Raw genomic sequence first — 21938 nt, 5'->3', positions numbered from 1 at the left:
ATCTATTTGATGGAGGCTATCATGGCTCAACTTCGCGTGCGCCCCAATGGGCGACTTCAGTTTGATTTACATCTCTATGGCCGTCGTTTTCGTGAAGGCACGAAAACCCTCGCCACCCCGAAAAACTTGGCCAGTGCCAAAGCAACACTGAAAAAGATGAATGCCGAAATTGATTTGGGCACCTTTCAATACCGTGATTACTTCCCGCATAGCAAGAAAGTCGCGCAGTTCGAAGCGCTACAACGCGCCAAAGAGCCTGATCGTTTGTACCCGTTTTTTGATACGTTCGCCAACACGTGGTTCGAGCGCAAAAAAGGCGCATGGAAAAGCAGTTACCAAGGGGTGGTATGGAATAACCTCGAGCGTTATTTGATCCCGCACTTTGGCAATACACTGGTCTCAGAGGTTTCGCTGTCTCAAGTGGAATATTTCCGCCAATCACTGCAAGCACAACGCAAACCCAACGGCGAAAGAAAACTCTCCAATCGGCGCATCAATAATCTGTTGTGGCCACTTGTCGCTATTATCAGTTTGGCGGCTGAAGAATATAAATTTGATTACCCACTGCGACGTTATCGCTCTTTAAAAGAAGAAAAAGCTGAATCACAGCCAATGACCAAAGAAGAGGTCGACCGTTTTCTCACCCATTGCGATGACGAGTGGAAAGATTATTTTTTGTTGCGGTTTTTAACGGGGATGCGTAGCTGTGAAGTGCATGGTTTGCATTGGGAGCACATCGATTTTGACTATCGACTGATCCGTATTCGGCAAAACTTTGTCAACGGGGAAGTGTGTGATGTGAAGACGCCTAAATCGCGTCGTGAACTGAAGATGAATGACATGTTGTATGCATTACTGCAACGCCAATGGGCAAAAAGAACCGATAGCCCATTTGTTTTTCCTTCAAGTACAGGCAATGGGCTGAGTACCCAATACATCAGTAAGCACGTTTGGCATCCGATGCTTAAAAAGGCAGGACTAAAGCCGCGACGCGCGTATGAAACCCGACATACCTCAGCCGTGCTGCATATTAGCGCCCATGAAAACCCCTTGTACATTTCTCATATGCTCGGCCATAGCGACACAAAATTGCTATTCGATGTCTATGCGCCGTATGTGGCAAATGCCTCTCGCCAAGATGGAATAGCCTTTGAAGCGTTGATGGGAGGCAGCCATGAAGATTAACCACTTTAGTCAACCTCACCACTTTTTTGAAAGCCAACATAATCTTGATTCTCTAGCCGCATTTGCGCTTGGTGCGCAGCACCATTCTATCCAAACACTTTTGTGTCAAGACGGCGCGATACCGACCAGCTTACAGTGCCAGTATGAGCTGGAATCCGCAGCCAAGTACTACTGGGACAAAGCGCAATATAATCCGCGATTGATGCTCTCAGTCTTGCGTTATAGCAAAGCACTTCTAGAGTCTCGCGATACCATGTTTGAAGATATCTCTCTTCACCTCGCCTATCCAGAGCTGCCGCTTATCAAATATTACGCTGCGCTATTAAAGGCGAAAAATGAGATAGACAGAGATCAAATATGGTGTCGACACCTTACTTACTGCCGCGCTCTATGTCTCGCGTTGTATGAACACTCACGTGCACCTAATGCAGAGCTATCTTATAACGCGAATGCTGTCATGCTTAATAACGCCAAAGATAAGCAGTGCTTTTATTTTACTGGCAACGCCGCTCCGCAGTGTTTTCATCTTAAAGCATGGCGCTACTTTTTACTCCCAATGCCTTGGGAGGCGACGAATAGAGAAGCTAGCCGTTTATAGGTCAGCGTTCATTCTAGAGCCAGATCTTAACGATTTAAGTGATCGCTGACGGTGCTGCGCTCATACAAGCACTGATATCTAGTCAGGTAGATAATCCCGCCCACCCTACATCTTCAGGAATGCCCTTAACGCCTAACAGCGAAAAGGGCAATTGAATCTACAATGGATTTCTCTATCGTTACGACAAGTTCGCCTTATCTATAATTACCGTGAAGCCACCACGATGAGGCTGGTCCTCGCTCATGTAGAAAAAGCTCACTTCGCCATCGGTATGAATAAAGGCGTCCTGATGTGGCATCACGGTCTGCACTTTATTCACCTGTGCACTAGGGTCAAAGTAACGCGCGCCCAACCCTTGCACCGAATAGCCTTGGCTATCGACGGTCTCGCCTTGAAGTTGCACACGATAGGTCATCGCGGGTGACACGTAATAGGTCTTGAGCTCAGCGTTGGGTTGCCCCAGAGTATGATAAGCCGGGTCAACAAACAGCGTATCATCAGTCGGTGGCACCGAGCCTGTCACGCGCGCCGTGATGCGTTTAATTAGCAAGGGCTCTGCTGCGCCCATTCGGCCAAGGCCAATGGTCATATGGCCCTCACGAACAGCATCGAAGTAGACTGGGTGGTTCAACTCCATGGTAAATTGACTACCTTGGCTGACCTCTGTACCCAGCGCTATCTCTTGCGTCTTTAGCTCAGCGGTGATCGTTTGTCTTTGGGTTAACGGTGAAGCCAATTCGATATTGAGCGATAGTTCCGTCGGCGAATCAATCGCCACATGCCCGAAATCAAAGTAGATCTTTTCAATATCTGCCCATTGTGTGGACTCATAACCAAGCGTTAGTGGAGTAGGAAACGTCACCGTTGATTCCAGTGGCGTAAGATCGCTTTCATCCTCCTCAGTGTGATCAGATTGGCAGCCCGTTAACATCGCGATCAATAACCATACACCGATCGTTCGTTGGTAAGTCATAAGCGCCTCACTCGTCCAGATTCACACGTTTTAGACTCACCGTGTAACCGCCGGTATTTTCATCTGTCTCACTGACATAGAAAAAGCGCAACTCGCCTTCCGAGTGAATATAGGTCGGCTGATCTGGGATCATGTTTTTTACCACGTTGGCACGTGCGCGCGGATCGTTGTATTGCACACTCACTCCCGCCAACTTGCGATTTTGACCATCCGAGGCATTGCCTGACACTGTCGCGACATACGTCACTTGAGGCTCAACCGGCCATGACATCGCGGCCCCATCCACACTGCCTAACGCATGTTGCGTCGCATCCACAAACACCGTTTGCCCGTCCAGCACACGTACACCACAAAAGGTCGCGGTGAGACTATTGAGTTCGACATGCTCCATTGAGCCACTGCGCCCAAGACCAAGCAATATCTCGCCGTCTTCCAACTTTTCGAAGTACTGGGGTAAGTTAAGGTTCATATGAAAAGACTGCCCTGGATAAAGCGATCCGCCTGTACCGCCTGACCAGCCTTCTAGGCGCCCCCAAATCGACTGCCGCTCAGTGATAGGCTGATTGAGCTCACCAGTGACACGAAATGAGCGCGGGTTGTCGACCTTATCAACATCAAAGTCGAAAAACAGATGATGAATGTCGTCCCACACACTGGATTGATAATCAATCACCAACGGCGTGGGATAATGGATTGTTTTGGAGAACCACTCCGAGCCATCTGTTTCGCCATCAAAACAGCCTTGTGCAAGTACCGGCGTCGATACCCATAGGAAAACAGGAATAACAGCTTCAATTAATTTCATTGAAATAATCCTTCATTAAATCGTGGATGAAAAAAGCCGCTTCCGACAAAGAAACGGCATACTCCGCGCAAATAGAAAAGCCACCCTCTTAGTTAAGAGGATGGCTCATTATCTACGCGAATCTATTCTGGGCTAGACGAGTCTATAACTAAGCGATATCTCGCTCTAGTGACTCACGGCGACGCAGCGCCAAACGCTCACGGATGCGCTTAGTCAGTACCCAAACATGGCTTAGGGTGTAATGGTAAGCGGCAAATAACAGAACAAATGCGCCAAACATAAAATATTCCGGCAGATCTAGTAACTGCCCAAGCAGGCCAAATCCTGAACACATTAAAGCAATCGAACAAATTGCGGCGAGGGTTTGACGAGAACTCAAGTTCAAACGCAAAAAGATATGGTGCAAATGATCACGGTCTGGTTTAAATGGCGAATCACCGCGTTTTATACGGCGCATCATAATAGATGCCATATCGCACAAAGGAATGGCAATAAACCACACCACTGTAATTGGCTCTAAGCTGTGTACTGCTGTTTGCGTAGAGGACAACAGCAACCATACGACAGAAAAACCAATCACCATCGACCCTGCATCACCCATAAATACTTTGCGCTTCTTACCGAAGATAGCGAGGTTGAATAATACATACGGTAACATCGCGACCACAAATACCATGCAAGCGTAAACCAGCACGGTATCGCCAGATAGCCATAACGCGATACTTAACGAGAAGAACGTCACCATCGACAAGCCACCGAGCAGGCCATCGATACCATCAACCATATTAAACGCATTGATTGCACCAATAACCGCAACAATGGTTACCACGGCGCCAAGCCAGCCTAACTCAATGCCGCCAAAACCGAACAGGTTGCCTAGATAGTGCAATTCAATCTCTGCCAAGTTAATCATGATTAATGATAACAGGGCCTGTACCACCAAGCGCGACTTAAAGCTAATATCAAAACGGTCATCCAGCACGCCAACAATCAATAAAATGGCGACACAAAAAACATAGACCAATGTTTGCGGGTATTGAGCGCTATGGTAAAGCGCAAAGGCAATCACCGTTAACCCTACTGATAATCCTCCGACTAAAGGGATCGCCCCATCATGATGTTTTCGTTCATTGGGTTTATCCACTAAACCTACTAATCTGGCACCTTTACGACCCACATATAGCGTGACCCACGCTACAATGAACAGCATCGTAAATTCCAAGAAAAGTGTCTTATCCATAACTTTACCTAGCCCTATTTAGGAAATATTTTTATTATGTAATTCATCAGTTGCCAACCAATTATTATCAACAGCCAATATCGAATATAATCTGTGAACCTGATCACATGCCAACTGAAAACAATATCGCCTAGCGCCTATGTAATAATTAACCAATAACACAGTAGCTTGGGTAGCAACGATTATAACAGCTTTGTATTGAAAAAAAGGCAGTTTATTTATAACTACCTTATCTTTGTTACATTTTTATGTAAATAAGTAATACGAGCGCCTTATCCAATTAACGGTATTAGCCAACCAGTTTCAAGTTATTCTCCGCGCCCATCAAGCTATTTAAATAATCAGAAAAGTCACCACCCAATGCGTCGTGACGCAGACCATACTCAACAAAGGCTTTTAGGTAACCCAACTTGTCACCACAATCGTGCGACTTACCGGTCATATGAAAGGCTTCAACAGTTTCTTCTGCCATTAGCATGTCAATGGCATCAGTCAGCTGAATTTCATCACCCGCGCCTGGCGGTGTGATTGCGAGTTTGTCCCAAATATTCGATGACAATACATAACGGCCAACAACAGCGAGGTTAGATGGTGCCTCTTCAACAGCAGGCTTTTCAACCATTGCGGTCATAGCATGAGATTCGCCACCTGATAGTGCAGCGCCACCACAATCAACAACACCGTACTTCGACACATCGACCATTGGCACCGGCTCAACCATAATTTGACTAGCGTTAGTCTTATCAAAACGTTTCAACATCGCCGCTAAGTTTTCTTGCGCTTGATCCGCAGTGTACTCATCCAAAATGACATCTGGCAACACCACGGCAAATGGCGACTCGCCGACAAGAGGTTTGGCGCACAGTACAGCGTGACCCAAACCTTTCGCGTGACCTTGACGCACATGCATAATGGTGACGTCGCGTGGACAAATGGATTGCACTTCATCGAGCAACTGACGTTTAACACGCTTTTCAAGGGTCGCCTCTAGTTCGTAAGAGGTGTCAAAATGGTTTTCAATTGCATTTTTTGAAGAGTGCGTTACCAGCACAATCTCTTTAATGCCTGCAGCCACACATTCATTAACAATATATTGAATAAGCGGCTTATCAACAATCGGTAGCATTTCCTTGGGAATGGCTTTGGTTGCTGGAAGCATACGTGTGCCTAGCCCCGCCACTGGAATGACGGCTTTTGTTATTTTTTTCATTAGTTCAAAACCTGAGAGATGAATAACGGTGGCTAGCCTAATTTAGAAATAGCCAACCACAATTTCTATGTTCACTGACTAAAAGGAATACTTCTACAAACGTAATAAGTGAAACCGTTGATCAATCACTGCCAAAAAGATCGCGAGTGTAGACTTTATCTTCAACATCATTAAGTTCTTCAGCCATGCGGTTTGAGACAATCACATCACAACTTGATTTGAACTCGTTCAAATCGGTCATTACTTTAGAGTGGAAGAACTCTTCTTCTTCTAAGACTGGCTCGAAAATAACGACTTCAATACCTTTCGCTTTAAGGCGTTTCATAATACCTTGAATGCTTGAGGCGCGGAAATTATCCGACCCGGCCTTCATGATCAAGCGATAGATGCCCACGCGCTGAGGATTACGTTTCAAAATACTATCAGCGATAAAGTCTTTGCGCGTCGTATTAGCATCAACAATGGCACCAATAATACTGTTAGGTACATCAGCATAGTTCGCACGTAACTGCTTAGTATCTTTCGGCAAGCAATAACCGCCATACCCAAACGATGGGTTGTTGTAGTGACTGCCAATGCGTGGGTCTAACCCAACCCCTTCAATAACTTGTCGAGCATTCAGACCATGAGATTCGGCATACGAATCTAGCTCATTAAAGTAAGCAACACGCATAGCAAGGTAAGTGTTTGAGAACAGCTTAACCGCTTCTGCTTCTGTTGAATCAGTAAAAAGAACTTGAATGTGTTCTTTTATCGCGCCTTCTACAAGCAAGTTCGCGAAAACCTCTGCACGTTCACTACGTTCGCCAACAATAATACGTGACGGATGCAAGTTGTCGTACAATGCACGGCCTTCACGCAAGAATTCCGGTGAAAAGATCAAGTTATCGCAGCCCAACTCTTCTTTAATACGCGCGGTGTAACCAACTGGAACAGTCGATTTAATTACCATTACTGCATTAGGATTAATTGCCATAACGTCTTTAATGACAGCTTCAACAGAAGAAGTATTAAAGTAGTTGTTTTCAACATCATAATCAGTTGGAGTGGCAATGATGACAAACTCAGCATCTTGATAAGCCAGCTGCTTATCTAAAGTGGCTCGTAAGTTAAGGGGTTTATTCGCAAGAAAATCTTCTATTTCCGCATCGACAATCGGTGACATACGATCATTAAGCAAGTCAACTTTCTGTTGAATAATATCAACAGCAATAACTTCATGATGCTGCGATAAAAGTACCGCATTAGATAGGCCAACGTAGCCTGTACCTGCAATTGCAATTTTCATTTAACGTCCAACTGTTTAAATTATAATGACAGCAAATAGCTATATAACGAGATAATTATCTCGGCATTAAAATATGTTAATAATAGCCTGCTTTTGTTTCAATAAGATAAATGGAAAAGATTATTTATCGTAAAACTCTTTATACCAATCAACAAACTTCTTAACCCCTTCTTTAACGCCAACTTGTGGCTTATAGCCGGTTGCATCAAACAAGTCTTGGGTCTCAGCGTAAGTTTTGTAAACATCACCAGGCTGCATTTCACGAAAGTTCTTTTTAGCTTCAATACCTAAAGCTTTCTCAATTTCTGAGATAAACTCCATCAAGTTGATTGGACTACCGTGACCAATGTTATAAACCGCATAAGGAGCAGAGCTCGTTGCAGGAGTACCCGCTTCAACTGTCCAGTCATCATTACGCTTAGGGATAACATCGGCAATACGAACTACACCTTCAACAATATCATCGATATAGGTGAAATCTCGCCACATGTCACCGTTATTATTAATGTCAATAGTTTCGCCATCCAAAATCTTTTTAGTAAAGATAAACGGCGCCATGTCCGGTCGACCCCACGGACCATATACGGTAAAGAAACGAAGTCCAGTGGTTGGAATGTCATAAAGATGCGAGTAAGAGTGACTCATCAACTCATTAGATTTCTTCGTCGCGGCATAAAGAGAAACAGGGTGGTCAACTGAGTCTGAAGTTTCAAAGGGTGTTTTCTCGTTCAAACCATACACAGAGCTTGATGATGCATACACCAAATGCTCAATTTTATGGTGGCGACAAGCTTCGAGAATGTTTAAATGGCCAATAAGGTTGGAATCAGCATAAGCCATTGGATTTTCGATTGAATAACGAACACCAGCCTGAGCACCTAGATGAATAACACGATCAAACTTATATTCTTCAAATAACGACTGGACTGCGGATTTATCAGAGAAGTCCATATTAATAAAAGTAAATAATTTATTATTAATACGCTCTAATCGAGAAAACTTTAGATTAACATCATAGTAGTCATTATTATTATCAACACCAACTACTGTCTGACCAAGACTATTAAGCTTTTCTGAAACTCTACTACCTATAAATCCAGATGCCCCAGTAACTAAATACCTCATAAAACCTCCAAACAAAAATTAACGTAAAAACTTATAAGCCAATTTTTTTACAAATGGCGGTGATAACCTCAACATGAATAGTACTATAGTGTGTATTATATTTGCAATACTATAACAATTCAATTTATCAAATGCATAAAGCCTTGATTTTAAATCATTCAAAGCCTTATTTACACCCCGTCTAGAATGAAAACCGTTTGAAACTCGAAAATCCAACAATGGTTCATTAATATTCGCAAACTTCTTTTCATTGGCTAATAAGTCAACCCAAAGATAATAGTCTTGAGTATTCTTGAGGTTTGAATTATAGCGAAACCCTTCAGTAAACACATCTATTTTAAACATAACAGATGGATGATTGAATGGGCATTTTGTTATTATTCTTTTTTCGAGAGCCTCATGTTTAGCATCCATTTTCTTATAAAACAAAAATTCCCCATCATCTGAAATTTCATTAACATCAGAACCAACAACACTTATATCTTGATTACTCTCAAGAAATGAAACCTGCTTTTGTAGTCTACATTCACCTGAAATGTCATCAGCATCCATTCTAGCTAAATAGGTGTATTTACCACATAACAAAACTCGGTCAATAATTGAATTTAACCTATATGCTAAACCTTTATTGATTTCATTAAAGTTAATATAAACATTATCAAGTGTGTCATAGCCTTCTAAAGTTATCTTAATCTCATCTGAAACAGGGCCATCAACCTCAACAAACAAGTCAAAATTGGAACATGATTGATTAAGAATGCTATCAATAGCTTTCTTGACAAATAAAGCCTTGTCAGATTTATAAACCGACATAGCCACAGCTACTTTACACATAAAAACCACCATAAAAAGAAATAAATTTAAAACACATAATAATTCATACTATAAAAAACTTAGTTAAATATCTTTGGTTTTTATTTCCATATCGAGTTTAAAATCCAACTTATATCTAAGGGTATAGTCTAAAGCACCAACAGGTAAAAATATAAAAGTAAGAAGTTTAAAATCACACTCTTTGAATGGGTTTGTCTTCGATAGAAAACAGCCAGTAATATATGTACAGACAGCTTTGCACTTTTCTTTGAATGTTGGGGCAAGCTTAACTAGTTGTTTTTTATACTTTGTATAACCAAGGGGGTTTTTTGCTACTACTTTTCTTTTATTCTTAGTTAAACCATCATTTCGATACTCACAAATCATAAATGGTGAATGAATGACTTTATAGCAATAAGTAGTATCAATCTGATCATACACATAACTTAGAGGAAAATAATTTTCATTTGGGATACTAGGATACACGAAGCTTTTCGCAACTTCTGTTTTAAAAACATGAGCATATTCTGGTGAAATATTTAATTTATATCTTATATATCCCTGAGTACAAAATTTTATATTTTCCGGTATTCTTTTGCCTTGCATTGGTGTTTTATCATCTAGGCCTCTTAAAGAAAAAAGGCCGCAAATATCATCTGAGTTTCGGATATCATAGAATTCAGATTCAATAACATCAACAGCGTCAGGCACTAAATAATCATCAGAATCTAGGCAAAGCCATAATTCTGTATTAGTTAGCTCTAAACTTTTATTTATTGCCCTACACTTCCCACCATTTGTCACTTTAATATATTCTATGTTAAAGGGTGATGTGTTTATCCATTTGGAGACTAATTCCTCAGTTTCATCTGTAGAACCATCATCTATAATTTGCCAACAAAAATTATTGCTAGTCTGAGATAATAAACTATTGTGACAGTCTTGCAGCTTATCTACACGATTATACGTAGGTGTAAAAATTGTAATTAGCACATCATTCATATTGAGGCCTATAATTGTTTTATCATTCGAGCTGGCACTCCAGCGTAAAGTGCATTTGAACAAATCAAATCTTTAGTTACTATTGATCCAGCACCAACGACAACCCCTTTAGAGATATTTACCCCACTGACAATTGTTACATTGGCACCTATCCATACATTATCTGCTATCGTTACTTTGCCATGAACATGCATTTTATTCTTTTGATTATTAGCCCAATCATCCAAACAATAACCTGTCGATAAAATAGTTGCCCCATGGGATATAGTTACATTTCTTCCTATTTCGACATGTCCTTGTCCATGGATGAAAACATTCGAATTAATTCGACTACCCTCTCCTAACTGGACATTCTTACTATATATTACTTTAGGCACATCAAAAAGAATAACACCCTTAAATAAGTTATAATGAAAGAATTTATATACTATTACTTTCATCTTCAATAATATACGACAGATTAAATACAAATCATTATCCTAGTATTAAATAAAATCAAGATATTCCTTAGCCTCGCAGTGCTGATAGGAACCAGTTTTTAGTATTAGTTTTTTTCTCAACAATGGTCACTATGATATTTTTAAGGTAAACCATCACAACAGACAAAATACACACAATAATAAACCGCTCCATCCAACAGTCAAAAACAAATACAAAGTGGCGAATTAATGGAATGTGTAGCAGATAAATCCACATACTATTCTTTGAAACAAATGTAATTAATTTATTTTTACCATCATAAAAAAAAACAAATTGAGTCACAAGTAGGTACAATATAGCACTAACTAAAACTCCATAAATGATATATATACCTCTTGGCGGGTATTTAAAAAACTGGAAATTTAAGTCGCCATAAAACCAGTAGAAAGATACAATTACCATAAATAAAGTAGCAGTAATAAAAACTAGCATTTTAGATTTAATATTATTAATATATAAACCTAAGGCAAACAAAGGTATAAATCCTAGCCAATCAAACACAATCACATCTAAAAGACGATTGTAACCATAAATATTAAAAAATAATGTATTAAATAGCCAACCTAGCAAAGAAAGGATAAAAACTAGGAATAGCCCATGTTTTTTCTCAATGTAGATTATCATGGGAGAAATTATTGCAAAAGTAATAAGCACACGCATAAACCAAACATAGCCAATACCTGAAATCATTAAATATGATGTTACAACTTCTTGTATGATTAACTCATTAAAAAAACATCTGACAATGAAATAAAAGGTTAAAAATATCCACACAGGTAGTATCAACCTCTGTGCTCTATAATAGATATAATTAAAGCTTAAAGTAAAACCTTTATTCTTCTGCACGAGTGCACATGACAAACCAGAAACAAATACCATTAATGATACATCAAAGTTTCTAATCTCAAATATCAGGCTGGGAGGCTCAACATGAGCAAGAAAAATCAAAATCAAACCGACAAAACGTAGAAAATCAATATAAAAAACTCTACTTTTATTCATAGCATTCTAGCAACCCGTAAAATTACTAACATAATCGCAAAAACCATTAAAGCTTGAATATATAGAGAATAACTATAAAACCAGCCATGGTGGAGCATTACTAAAGTAGCTAACCAAGAAAGGTTTACTACTCTTGTAGAGATTAGTTTACTTAGTAAGATACAAATAAACATTAAAAACAAAACATACGATATTAATAATAATATGTTATTTGCATCCACATATAACCAAACAGGCAATGTTGTATTGACTCTCCACCTGACATATGGATAAATCATTTCAGCCAACAAAAACTGCATGTCCACATTATTCAAAGATGAAAAAGATGAATATAACCTATTCTGGATCCAACCTTCAGCGAAAAAGGGCGTAACATTATAGTCATTAAAAAGATACCTTACTTTATCATCCACCATAACGTAATATAATATGCCAACATGTTCGAAACGTTCGACGACAGAAAATAAGTAAGTGTTTAGAAAATCTGAAATTGAGTTTATTTCCCTATAATTGATGACCGCACCAACTGCTTCAATATATGAAATATTAGATTCACTACCATTAACTGCAGAAGAAACTGCTTTCATGAACCTAAAAAAAGGAGATAAGATCACACCTAAAGAGGCTATTATTAAAAACTTCACCTTTTCTCTAATAAAGAAATCTCTATATATCATGACGGCAATAAATGTTAAGTACATAACCGAGGATAGCCACCCTTTAAGAAGAGATACTAATAAAATGACTCCAGCATTAACAATCAGTAGTTTTCTTTTTTTATCTCCAGTAAATGCTAAATAAATATAAAGTAAGAATGTAGGTTGAATAACTATTGATAAATATAGGGGGATCTTAGGGACATCACTACTTATTGAAATACCAGCTAAACCTACATCATAGGCTATAGAGAATACGCCATGAGAAACGTTTACGATTAGAATTATTATATCAAGAACAAAATAACGATTGATATGTATTATTGGTTTAATATTTACCTTTGACATGATAGGATATAAAACAGCACATATAAAATACAACATGGTAACTGTAACTACCAGGCTTACTATAAGCAGCATTGGAGAAGTTATCACATAACCTCTCAAATCACCACCAATAGTGCCAAAGTATAAATACCCTAAAACAACGACTATATTACAATATAAATACAACTTATAAAATATTCGTCTTTCTAGATTCATCTTAACAAATCTCTAATTCTTTTAAATACATCACTAAGTGAGCTATACTCTCTAATCTTTTCTAAATTAACTAAACGGTTTGGTTTTCTTATTGATTTGTATAATGTTGTACATAGACACTTAAAACCAAATGATTTTGACCAAATAACATAATTTAAAAGTGGCATACGATATTTATGCTTGTTATTTATACATAAGAAATCATTAAATCTTTGTGCTGTTTCAAACCTAGCATCAAAGGCCTCTTTGGATCTGTTTTTAGTTAAAGAGTCACCACCTTGAGTCACAACATAAAGTGTTTTATCTATATTGTTTATTTTATTTGCTGCTATTCCAGATTTAACTGAAAACATTACATCATTCGAATACATGATATCGTCAAATTTTATTTGACTGTTTTTAATTAGATCTGTTCTAAACAATTTACTCCAAGGGACTAAGAAATGCAGCTTCAGTTTGTTAATAGATTCACTGCTTTTATCAAGCGAGTTATAAAATAGTGATTTATATTTCAAATGTCTAGTCCCTACTTGTCCAGTATCAGTATTAATACTAGTTGGTGGGAAGAAGATTATGTCACTTCCATCATCTTCTAAAGTGATTAACTCTTTAAAAGTTTCGGTGACAAAAAGATCATCAGCATCGGCAAACAAAAGCCATTTTCCCGTCGAATGCTTTATTCCAACATTTCTTGCAGATCCTGCTCCCTTTGAATTATTATTTAAGAACCTAACATTTCTATTTGTATGGTTTTCTTTATGTGGTTTATTCAAACTGGCATCATCAACGACAATAATTTCAATTAATTCATGTTCTGGAATAGAAGACAATAATGAATCTAAGCTATTTGGTGAGTTATAATGCGGTATTATTACTGATATTAACATAACTACCTATTTTTAATTTTATTAGTTGATACGATATGAAAGATGATACCAATAAGTAATATATAGATAAAAGATGATATAATTGAGAAAGTAGCAACTACTCCTAGATATGACTCAAAGATGGAATAAGCTATAAATATACTTGATACTCTAACTATGAAACTAAACAATTCATATTTTAAAAATTGTTTTTGAAAATTAATTACTGGTATTAAACTTATTGTTGGTCTAGCCAGTAATGAAAAATAACTCATTATAGATAACCATTCAGCTATAACCCCAGCCTCTTTCCAAGAGTCACCTAGAAGAATGCTAAATAACTCACCGCCCCAAAAAAAGACTATAGAAAAGGGAAGGAAAGAAAATACTGCTAACGCAACGGTCGAGCGAAGTAATAGTCTAAATAATTCAACAGAAGAATCTGCATTCTCCGCAAACTTTGGATACAAGAGGCTATTCAAAGAATTACCCAATAAGTTAATTGGTGCCGTCATAAATAATCTGGCCATCCCATAATATCCAACAACAGTAACATTGAACATACTTGCAAGTAAAATGACAGGCATATCTTGAGATAGTGCATTGATCAACATCTGAGGACATCTAAAAAGAGGAAAGTCATAAAACTCTTTCATAACATCACGAGTTTTTTTGATACCTATTTTTTTATATTTTACACCAGATAACTTTATTGAATAAATTGCACTAGATATAACCCCAATATGTACTGAAACAAATAATGAGAATGCTGTTGGTGATATAAAACCTGATATAACTTTAGAAGAATTAACTACGATAGCATTAATCAAATTCACTTTTGATAAAGTAACATATTTATTATTTTTTATAAGAACTTTTTTACTTATATCTATTAACGTTAAAAATAAGAGGTAAAATGGTAGTAAGTATAACCATGAACCTAGGTTTGTAATAAATGCAAAATCAAGATTCAGCATTTTTAGTAAAAAGATAAGGACCAATACAGCAGCAGATATAACTATAGATATATTAATACTTGCATTAGTCACTATAGAAACTCTATCTTTTCCTTTTACTAATACAATAGCTAAAGGTAGCGTTAGCGCACCAAGTGGAGTTAAGATTGCAGCTAACGATAGAAATAAATTCTGTACACCTATTGATTCTGGAGAAAACATCCGTGAGATCAAAGGAATAAACATAAAACCAAGAGCTTGTGCACTAGCTGCACTACTCATCACGAGAGTTAAATTTTTTAAAAATATATTTGATTTCATTATAAGTCTATTTAGTTTTTACCTAGTTATTATTACTTATACCCGAATTCAACTTCGAAGTGCGACACTCTCTAATATCAAGCAGCTATTGCCATTTTTTTGAAAATAATAGCGGGCTGCTTGAACCCTAAACACTTCCTTGGACGGTTGTTAATCCTTGACTGAGCAAACTGAATGTCACCATCCACGGCAATCGCATGAACTTCTGCGTTATGCAAGGGCTCTGAGTACCTTGCTCAAATAAATTTCACCCATCGCACACTTTATTATCTTGCGCTAAATGCCTCCTTTAAAGGTTGTTTCTTGCTTCAGCATATTTAAACAGACCTACCTGATCCTTGAAAAAGCCTCTGTACGATCGTCGCCCCTAATACGGCATGCATCTTCGCGAAACGCCACATAGAGCTGCCAATGCATCAGCTCTCCCCCTCAATGCACACGCGTTGCATCATAAAGCTCTTTGATTCTCAAACTCTTTAAGTTGATGTAAAACCTTTCGGTCTTATCTGACTCAGTGGCGTACTTATTTTCTTGACGCACATTGACGATAATTCCAACCGTTTTCATCCCCAGCTACTCAAACTCCAAGGCGCAGCAATTTTCTAAACGATCATGGCCTTTATCTTGACTTACAAAGATACCAATGTAATCGGTTTTTAGGCATGAATGGCTGAAAAATGCGTAAATGGCTTCGTAAGCTTTCTCATAATTAGCTGCCCTTAGGGAGGAAAACATTGAATATGATAAGCACGGTGATTCGTAACTTACGATAACTTCATTTGGATAACACCATGGAAAGCACATATAAATTGCGAAATAGACTAAACACTAAATCCTTGTATTGCTAAGATGTTCATGCTATTTCGCAGAGTACTATTCGGGTTGTCTGCAATTTTTGCGGCTCATCATCTCAGTTAAATTTGCGTTAGTGAGACAGATTTACGCTTTTTTGAGACAGGTAAGTTAAGCTAACTTCAAGTTTTTTATAGAGATTACTTAAAGTTAGAAGAGCGCCCCAATAGGTTCCGAAAAAGAACGTTTTGGAGCACTCTTTTATCTCTTATTTTGCCGCTTTATTTCGACTCATAGCTATAGTTGTAATAACCATAATCGCCACCGTAGTGGTTGCTCGCTTTGCGTACTACAGCATTTAAAATAAAGCCTTTCACTTCAATGCCATTTTGTTCAAAACGTTGTTTGGTTACCTCAACCTCTTTGACTGGGTTTTGACCAAAGCGTCCTACCAACAGTGTGGTACCAACATGTGCGCCGACAATAGCAGGGTCGGTAACGGCCAAAATTGGCGGCGTATCCACCAATACCATGTCGTAGTTTGCTGATGCCCACGCCATTAGCTCGGCAAAACGGGGGTGCATTAACAGTTCTGCCGGGTTGGGTGGCACATCACCACGGGCAATGTAATGTAGGTTATCGACACCAACATCTTTAACACAAGCGCTCGCCTCCACCTTGCCAACCAGAATGTCAGACAAGCCCGGGGTGCTGTTTACCGACATCTGTTTTTCCATCTGCCCTTTACGCATATCAGCATCTATCACCAGCACCTTCTGCCCACCGTTGGCGATAACCGCACCTAAATTGGCCGTGACAAAGGATTTACCCACGCTTGGGCTTGGGCCCGAGATCATAATGATGTTGTTTTTCGCTTCCATCATGGCAAAGTGCAAGCTTGTACGCAGGCTACGCAGCGCCTCAACAGAGAGATCGGCCGGGTTAGATACCGCCAACAAGGTTTCAGATATGTCTGTGTGCTTTTTGCGGCGGGTCTTTTTCTCCATCTCCACCTGCCAATCAGACATCGGCACACTGGCATACACTGGCAAGCCAATCGCCTCAACTTGATCCGGTGTTTCCACGCCTTTATGAAAGGCAGCTTTTAGCAGCGCCCACGCCACACCCAGCATGCCACCCAACATGGTCGCCAATACCACAATCAGTGGCTTTTTCGGTTTCACCGCGTGGGGGTACGCTTCTGCGGCATCCAAAATACGCACATTGCCTACCGTGCTGGCTTTAACTATGTTTAGCTCTTGCACTTTATTAAGCAGTTGCACATAAATTTGCTGGTTCACTTCCATGTCACGCGTTAAGCGCAGCACTTCACGTTGGGTTTGCGGTAAGTTTTGAATTTGTTTTTCAAAACGGCGTTTTTCTGAAAGAAGCGTACTACGTTTGTCGAGTAACGATTTATACGCTGGGTGTTCTTGAGTAAAGCGCTGTGAGATTTCGCTCTCTTTAAAGGTCAGCTCGTTTAGCTGCGCTTCCAGCTTCACCATAACATCCAGCACCGCTTTCGCTTCTAGGCCCAAATCGACCGATTCATTCTCAACCCGATAAACATTCAACGCTTCTTCCGAACCGTCGAGTTGAGTTTTAATCTCTGGCAGATGGTCACTAAGGAACACCAAACTCTTTTCTGCTTCTGCCGAACTACGCGCCACATTTTGTAAGAAGTAGTTGCGGCTAATGTCGTTCAAAATACGACTAATTTGTGCTCTGCTTTCGCCTTCCATGGTTAGCAATAGAATACCGGTCTGACGACCTCGCTCCGAAACTGACAGCGATTGTTGTAAGCCCGTCACTGCCTGAAAACGACTGCGACGTTGCAGACTAAACGTATTGGTGGCATCGCTATGCAAATCGGTCACTAATAAGGCAAATTCACCGTTAATGGCTAACTCACCCACCTTACCATTCAGCACGGTGCGTTTTTCGCCATCTTGTAAGGTAAATGCCTCACCGTCTGCGAGCAGGGTAAAGCCTTCGCCAATACGGTGCATGGGCACCTCGAAGCGGCCAACATTGATTTGGCTCTGATCCCCTTGCAAACGGGCTAACCCTTTGCCAACCACTGGCATATATTTTGGGGTTGCCGACACGGTCAGATTAAGGTTATCCACCGTCTCGCCCAATACCATGCGCGATTTTAAAATTTCAATTTCCGTGGTCGAAGAGGATTCCGCCGAGAAGATTTCGCCCATTTCGCCCAGCGCAGCTAACCCGCCTGAGCTTTTTTGCTCAACCTGAATAATCGCATCGGCTTTATAAATGGGCGTCGCCATCAATGCATAAGCAATACCGGCTACGGCAAATAAAAAGGTAGAGATAACAATGTGCCACTTGCTATCTAGCAAAAGGCCAAACAGCTTACCCAGATCGATCTCATCTGCGTCCACGGTATTGGATTGGGTGTGTTGGGATATGGTCATAAATCTACTAATAGGTTAAAAAGAGGGGTGAACCCGTCATCGCATATGTTTGCGAAGACGCGGTCTTATCTGTTGTAAATCACATTGTAGCGACAGTTACAGCAATGCATTTCCGCAATTCATCATCGCAATGCACCGCTATATTGGACAGCCTTTAACGGCCGAGCTTTTTGGCCCACTCAGCCGCGGCGTTGTCTATCAAACGCCATGCATGATCGAATGCCTCTCGGCTGCGGCGATAAGGGTCGGGAATGTCTACCTGACCAATCCACTGCCCAAATAGCATGGTTTTGCCGCGCACTTCGGGGGCAATTTGGCATACGGCCTCGATATGCCCCTTCTCCATCACCAGTATCAAATCATAGTGGCGTACCAGCTCTGCAGTAAGCTGCTGTGCGGCATGGCCCTCTAGGGTTACACCATGCGCCAAGGCGACCTCTGCCGCCGTGCTATCTGCCGCTTTGCCGGTTAAACGGCTTTTTTCTGTCGCAATGCCCGCAGAGGCAACAGTTTTGTTTGGTAAATGTGCCTGCAATAGGCGTTCGCCGGTAGGCGAACGGCAAATATTGCCAACACAAACAACAAGAATAGAGTTAAACATAATGCTCAGTGGAAGCGCGCGCTTCCACCTCCTGTTAACTAAACGAATTTTTAATACCAGCTTAAGCCAAGCTGCTTACCGCAGCGATTGGCTTAATCGAATACACGTAGCGGCTATAATCGCGATTACCAGTTTCTTACCCGCAACGCCCCTTCGGTCAGGTTATTAAAGCCGGAAATGGTCGGCAATAGCTGACGTACAACACGGTTCCAGCGCTCAATAGGCGCGGCGGTAACATAAACAATATCGTAGGGTTCAATCGAAAATTCTGTGCCTAACACCATGGCGGTCGGATCGGAAATATCAAGCTGATAGATATCCGCGATGCGATTGTCTTGATCAACATGGCTGCGAATCACAAACACGCCCGTGGCATCTGCGGCTAATTGGTTTAATCCGCCCACATTACTTAATGCTTCCGTTAAGTTCATGCCAGAACGGTCAATCTTTAATGTTTGCGGGTCTTTCACTTCGCCCATCACGAACACTTTTTGAGCATCGTTACGTGGAACGTGAATAATGTCGCCATTACGGAGCAAACGGTTTTGGGTGAGATCGCCGCGCTGCATTAAGGCATACAGCGACAGAGATTCTTCTACCCCATCTCGGGTTAAGCTGATATTGCGCCAATCGGCATCAGCATCGAGGCCGCCCGCTTGGTTTATGGCATCCAGTAGGGTAAGCGGAACATTGGTGATCGGCTGTTTACCTGGGTTATTCACTTCGCCGGTAATATAGGCTTTTTGTGAACGGAAAGAGGCAACATTAACATCGACCTGTGGGCTTTCGATAAACTCGGCTAAACGCCGAGCGACATCCGCGCGTATCTCACCCACGGTTTTGTCGGCTACGCGCACAAAACCAATATAAGGGTAGAAAATGGTGCCGTTTGCGTGCACCCAATTACCCGAGTCGCTGGCACTACGGTACGATCCCGCAGGAATGGTCAGCTCTGGATGATCCCAAACGGTAATATTTAGAATATCGGCAGGGCCCACGCGATATTCATACTGAGACACTTCCGCATCCAACGCAGGGTGAATTCGTGCGAAGGGTTCATGGCGACGAAGGGTCGATAGCAAATCTGGTGTTAACGGATATACCGCTACGTGTTGATTAAGGTCTATATCGTGGCGTTCACCAACTATTGGCTTGTCGTCCAAAGACAAGTGTTGCCCAGGCATAGTACAGCCTGCCAGCAACGCAGCCGACAAAGTAAGTGCAAGAAAAGGTTTTTGAAATGTCATTAGCTTCAACTAAGTTAATAAAGAGGCGAAAGAAATTAACTCAGCACAGACAGCTTTTTACATAAGGTAGATATGTATATGGGAAGGGAAATGATGCAGCTACCGCAAGTCTATTGTTCATGGCGCAAAAAACGCCACCACAACGATATGCACTTACGATAAGAAAAGCCTAACCTTCTAACGCCATTTAGGTACGCTACCGCCCTTAGGTTGCAGCTCCCAATTTGCTATCCGTGCTATGTTCAGTTGTATTCTACGAATGACTCTTTTTTATCTGTGGCATTTTGTCTATACGACTGAATGCCTTGTCATTTCGCAGAGTTATGGTGTCAAAATAACGGCACAATATTACAGCAATAAGATGCATACGCAACAATGTGCGTCTTATTTTGACACTATTTTTAGTCTCAGCTGCTCTATTTAATGTGCAATTGGTTACTAATAACCATTCACACTATCTATCTTTCTATCACGCGTAACGTTACAGCAAAGAAAAACAGGCAAAAGTCAATCGCGATCAGTTCTCGATCAACAGCTAAGAATTGCTATTATTGTACCGTCACATTACACAAAAGTGTGACACTCATTCAACTATCACTTGTGCAAAAGTGGGGTTATCGCACACTTTGCTGTGCCATTTGTTGAGTAAATCATCAATAGACAGATCGGGGCATACTGCCTAGTTATTAATGCAAGGTTATTTATTCTACTGAGCGATATAAGAATGGACTATATGAAGGGCGATAAAGACAAAATCACTGACATACAACGAAATCTGCCACTGTTTGGCAGATTCCTTTTTTTGCATATCGAGGTCATATTAATGGAGCCGTAAACGTCCGACGCGTTCAACCTTGCCTTCGTTCATCATTGTCACTTCGGTATTAGCACAAATGGTCAACCGACGGCGCAGCTCGCCTTCAGTATAGTAATGTTCGCACTCACCATTGCGCGCACTATCGATACGGGTATAGATGGTGACCCCACTTGGGGATAACACGCTGGCCCGTGCTGCCGGAAAGGTGAGTGTACTGCCAGACGGCGAGATGATCATTTCATCGCTGTTGCCGTCAGACCAATGAATCGCGCCGTTAGCATCTAAATGCGTGAAATGCTGGCTGCTTGGCTGACTCAGCTGAGTGCAACCAGCCACAAGGGTTAAGATGAATAGAGGAAACGTTTTTTTCATGGTCTCACTTAATCTTAAAATGCCTGACGTTAGGGCGTAAATATACCTATCTCTCTTGCACTTCCACCAGCACTAACAGCGCACCATCACCACCAAACTCAAGTGGCGCTTGGTGAAATGCCATTACATTAGGATGTTGAGCTAGCCACAACGGGGCTTTCTGTTTCAATATGTGCTTACCAATACCATGCATAACACAACAACAAGCAACGCCCTCTTTTACACACACCGCTAACATGGCGGCCAACTCGCGTTTGGCTTCTTGTTGTGTCATTCCATGCATATCAAGGAAGATATCTGGCACATAAATACCGCGTCGTAATTTTTTCACCTCATACTTAGAGACATCGTGCCTGGCATAATGCATTGGCCCATGCTCGTTCAGTAGCGGTTCAAACTCATCCGAGAAATAGAATTCATGATTCTCTCTTTCTCTTATCGACAGCTTACCCCGTTTACTTGAGGCGTTTTCTTTCTTTGAAGAAGCCGACTTTCGTGTATCGTGAGTTATGGTATCATGCGCTATCTTTTTAACGCCTTTAACTGCGTCGCGGAATAGCGCGAATTCGTCGTCCGCTTCTGGCTTATGTCGATTCATGTCTAATTTT

At 40.8% G+C, this 21938-nt stretch carries 20 protein-coding genes and 1 pseudogene; 2 read left to right on the top strand and 19 right to left on the bottom strand.

The window, feature by feature from the left end; all coding sequences use genetic code 11:
- Window positions 1-21: 21 nt before the first annotated feature.
- Window positions 22-1185 carry a tyrosine-type recombinase/integrase gene (locus ACKLNH_RS09160; protein WP_413111955.1) on the top strand — a complete coding sequence of 388 codons (1164 nt, stop codon included), beginning with the start codon at window positions 22-24 and terminating at the stop codon, window positions 1183-1185.
- Window positions 1175-1783 (top strand): hypothetical protein, encoded by a 609-nt coding sequence (locus tag ACKLNH_RS09155; protein ID WP_413111954.1) that lies wholly within the window; start codon window positions 1175-1177, stop codon window positions 1781-1783. The genes ACKLNH_RS09160 and ACKLNH_RS09155 overlap by 11 nt, the downstream gene beginning before the upstream one ends.
- Before the next feature lie 178 nt (window positions 1784-1961).
- On the opposite strand, the gene ACKLNH_RS09150 is transcribed toward ACKLNH_RS09155, so the two are convergent.
- From ACKLNH_RS09150 to smrB, 19 genes and pseudogenes are all read right to left on the bottom strand, one after another.
- Window positions 1962-2756, bottom strand: a complete 795-nt coding sequence (locus ACKLNH_RS09150; protein WP_413111953.1) for a hypothetical protein — start codon at window positions 2754-2756, stop codon at window positions 1962-1964.
- A 7-nt stretch (window positions 2757-2763) separates the two neighbouring features.
- Window positions 2764-3561, bottom strand: a complete 798-nt coding sequence (locus tag ACKLNH_RS09145) for a hypothetical protein (RefSeq protein WP_413111952.1) — start codon at window positions 3559-3561, stop codon at window positions 2764-2766.
- A 148-nt stretch (window positions 3562-3709) separates the two neighbouring features.
- Complete coding sequence (gene wecA / locus ACKLNH_RS09140; protein WP_413111951.1) at window positions 3710-4801, bottom strand: UDP-N-acetylglucosamine--undecaprenyl-phosphate N-acetylglucosaminephosphotransferase; 1092 nt, start codon at window positions 4799-4801, stop codon at window positions 3710-3712.
- 289 nt (window positions 4802-5090) lie between these two features.
- Window positions 5091-6011 (bottom strand): UTP--glucose-1-phosphate uridylyltransferase GalU, encoded by a 921-nt coding sequence (gene galU, locus ACKLNH_RS09135; RefSeq protein ID WP_413111950.1) that lies wholly within the window; start codon window positions 6009-6011, stop codon window positions 5091-5093.
- A gap of 121 nt (window positions 6012-6132) precedes the next feature.
- Window positions 6133-7299, bottom strand: a complete 1167-nt coding sequence (locus ACKLNH_RS09130) for a nucleotide sugar dehydrogenase (RefSeq protein WP_413111949.1) — start codon at window positions 7297-7299, stop codon at window positions 6133-6135.
- 120 nt (window positions 7300-7419) lie between these two features.
- Complete coding sequence (locus ACKLNH_RS09125) at window positions 7420-8424, bottom strand: NAD-dependent epimerase (protein WP_413111948.1); 1005 nt, start codon at window positions 8422-8424, stop codon at window positions 7420-7422.
- A gap of 18 nt (window positions 8425-8442) precedes the next feature.
- Entirely contained in the window at window positions 8443-9258 is an 816-nt protein-coding gene (locus tag ACKLNH_RS09120; RefSeq protein ID WP_413111947.1) for a glycosyltransferase, read from the bottom strand.
- A 63-nt stretch (window positions 9259-9321) separates the two neighbouring features.
- Window positions 9322-10239, bottom strand: coding sequence for a glycosyltransferase family 2 protein (locus ACKLNH_RS09115; protein WP_413111946.1), 918 nt, complete (start codon window positions 10237-10239; stop codon window positions 9322-9324).
- Between the two features lie 8 nt (window positions 10240-10247).
- A complete protein-coding gene (locus ACKLNH_RS09110; protein WP_413111945.1) occupies window positions 10248-10679 on the bottom strand; it encodes an acyltransferase in 432 nt (143 codons plus the stop codon).
- Window positions 10680-10746: 67 nt separating this feature from the next.
- A complete protein-coding gene (locus ACKLNH_RS09105; RefSeq protein WP_413111944.1) occupies window positions 10747-11721 on the bottom strand; it encodes an acyltransferase family protein in 975 nt (324 codons plus the stop codon).
- Window positions 11718-12920 (bottom strand): oligosaccharide repeat unit polymerase, encoded by a 1203-nt coding sequence (wzy, locus tag ACKLNH_RS09100; protein WP_413111943.1) that lies wholly within the window; start codon window positions 12918-12920, stop codon window positions 11718-11720. Before wzy ends, ACKLNH_RS09105 begins: the two co-directional genes overlap by 4 nt.
- The gene (locus ACKLNH_RS09095; protein WP_413111942.1) at window positions 12917-13807 is read right to left on the bottom strand and encodes a glycosyltransferase family 2 protein; all 891 of its coding nucleotides are present in this window, start codon (window positions 13805-13807) and stop codon (window positions 12917-12919) included. Before ACKLNH_RS09095 ends, wzy begins: the two co-directional genes overlap by 4 nt.
- Window positions 13808-13809: 2 nt before the next feature.
- Complete coding sequence (locus ACKLNH_RS09090) at window positions 13810-15063, bottom strand: oligosaccharide flippase family protein (RefSeq protein ID WP_413111941.1); 1254 nt, start codon at window positions 15061-15063, stop codon at window positions 13810-13812.
- 77 nt (window positions 15064-15140) lie between these two features.
- A pseudogene (locus ACKLNH_RS20645) lies at window positions 15141-15248 on the bottom strand (IS30 family transposase); the annotation flags it as partial.
- Window positions 15249-16136: 888 nt separating this feature from the next.
- Window positions 16137-18293 (bottom strand): polysaccharide biosynthesis tyrosine autokinase, encoded by a 2157-nt coding sequence (locus tag ACKLNH_RS09085; protein ID WP_413111940.1) that lies wholly within the window; start codon window positions 18291-18293, stop codon window positions 16137-16139.
- A gap of 154 nt (window positions 18294-18447) precedes the next feature.
- Window positions 18448-18894 carry an arsenate reductase/protein-tyrosine-phosphatase family protein gene (locus ACKLNH_RS09080; RefSeq protein ID WP_413111939.1) on the bottom strand — a complete coding sequence of 149 codons (447 nt, stop codon included), beginning with the start codon at window positions 18892-18894 and terminating at the stop codon, window positions 18448-18450.
- A 125-nt stretch (window positions 18895-19019) separates the two neighbouring features.
- Window positions 19020-20141, bottom strand: coding sequence for a polysaccharide export protein (locus ACKLNH_RS09075; protein ID WP_413111938.1), 1122 nt, complete (start codon window positions 20139-20141; stop codon window positions 19020-19022).
- A gap of 820 nt (window positions 20142-20961) precedes the next feature.
- Window positions 20962-21330, bottom strand: a complete 369-nt coding sequence (locus ACKLNH_RS09070) for a hypothetical protein (RefSeq protein ID WP_413111937.1) — start codon at window positions 21328-21330, stop codon at window positions 20962-20964.
- 46 nt (window positions 21331-21376) lie between these two features.
- Window positions 21377-21928: an endonuclease SmrB gene (gene smrB, locus ACKLNH_RS09065; protein ID WP_413111936.1), complete on the bottom strand. Its 552-nt coding sequence runs from the start codon at window positions 21926-21928 to the stop codon at window positions 21377-21379.
- Window positions 21929-21938 lie beyond the last annotated feature (10 nt).

Origin of the sequence: Thaumasiovibrio clandestinus, assembly GCF_047250365.1 — a bacterium.
In the GTDB taxonomy this organism is placed as follows: domain Bacteria; phylum Pseudomonadota; class Gammaproteobacteria; order Enterobacterales; family Vibrionaceae; genus Thaumasiovibrio.
The sequence above is the reverse complement of the archived record's forward strand: the minus strand, read 5'-3'. Positions and strand labels throughout refer to the sequence as shown.

What these genes read in the sequence shown, in the direction of transcription:
- ACKLNH_RS09085 (WP_413111940.1), bottom strand. Translation starts at nt 18,293, where the DNA reads ATGACCATATCCCAACACACCCAATCCAATACCGTGGACGCAGATGAG.
- ACKLNH_RS09090 (WP_413111941.1), bottom strand. Translation starts at nt 15,063, where the DNA reads ATGAAATCAAATATATTTTTAAAAAATTTAACTCTCGTGATGAGTAGT.
- ACKLNH_RS09130 (WP_413111949.1), bottom strand. Translation starts at nt 7,299, where the DNA reads ATGAAAATTGCAATTGCAGGTACAGGCTACGTTGGCCTATCTAATGCG.
- wzy (WP_413111943.1), bottom strand. Translation starts at nt 12,920, where the DNA reads ATGAATCTAGAAAGACGAATATTTTATAAGTTGTATTTATATTGTAAT.
- ACKLNH_RS09125 (WP_413111948.1), bottom strand. Translation starts at nt 8,424, where the DNA reads ATGAGGTATTTAGTTACTGGGGCATCTGGATTTATAGGTAGTAGAGTT.
- ACKLNH_RS09120 (WP_413111947.1), bottom strand. Translation starts at nt 9,258, where the DNA reads ATGTGTAAAGTAGCTGTGGCTATGTCGGTTTATAAATCTGACAAGGCT.
- ACKLNH_RS09115 (WP_413111946.1), bottom strand. Translation starts at nt 10,239, where the DNA reads ATGAATGATGTGCTAATTACAATTTTTACACCTACGTATAATCGTGTA.
- ACKLNH_RS09075 (WP_413111938.1), bottom strand. Translation starts at nt 20,141, where the DNA reads ATGACATTTCAAAAACCTTTTCTTGCACTTACTTTGTCGGCTGCGTTG.
- wecA (WP_413111951.1), bottom strand. Translation starts at nt 4,801, where the DNA reads ATGGATAAGACACTTTTCTTGGAATTTACGATGCTGTTCATTGTAGCG.
- ACKLNH_RS09070 (WP_413111937.1), bottom strand. Translation starts at nt 21,330, where the DNA reads ATGAAAAAAACGTTTCCTCTATTCATCTTAACCCTTGTGGCTGGTTGC.
- smrB (WP_413111936.1), bottom strand. Translation starts at nt 21,928, where the DNA reads ATGAATCGACATAAGCCAGAAGCGGACGACGAATTCGCGCTATTCCGC.
- ACKLNH_RS09160 (WP_413111955.1), top strand. Translation starts at nt 22, where the DNA reads ATGGCTCAACTTCGCGTGCGCCCCAATGGGCGACTTCAGTTTGATTTA.
- ACKLNH_RS09150 (WP_413111953.1), bottom strand. Translation starts at nt 2,756, where the DNA reads ATGACTTACCAACGAACGATCGGTGTATGGTTATTGATCGCGATGTTA.
- ACKLNH_RS09080 (WP_413111939.1), bottom strand. Translation starts at nt 18,894, where the DNA reads ATGTTTAACTCTATTCTTGTTGTTTGTGTTGGCAATATTTGCCGTTCG.
- ACKLNH_RS09105 (WP_413111944.1), bottom strand. Translation starts at nt 11,721, where the DNA reads ATGAATAAAAGTAGAGTTTTTTATATTGATTTTCTACGTTTTGTCGGT.
- ACKLNH_RS09095 (WP_413111942.1), bottom strand. Translation starts at nt 13,807, where the DNA reads ATGTTAATATCAGTAATAATACCGCATTATAACTCACCAAATAGCTTA.
- ACKLNH_RS09110 (WP_413111945.1), bottom strand. Translation starts at nt 10,679, where the DNA reads ATGAAAGTAATAGTATATAAATTCTTTCATTATAACTTATTTAAGGGT.
- ACKLNH_RS09145 (WP_413111952.1), bottom strand. Translation starts at nt 3,561, where the DNA reads ATGAAATTAATTGAAGCTGTTATTCCTGTTTTCCTATGGGTATCGACG.
- ACKLNH_RS09155 (WP_413111954.1), top strand. Translation starts at nt 1,175, where the DNA reads ATGAAGATTAACCACTTTAGTCAACCTCACCACTTTTTTGAAAGCCAA.
- galU (WP_413111950.1), bottom strand. Translation starts at nt 6,011, where the DNA reads ATGAAAAAAATAACAAAAGCCGTCATTCCAGTGGCGGGGCTAGGCACA.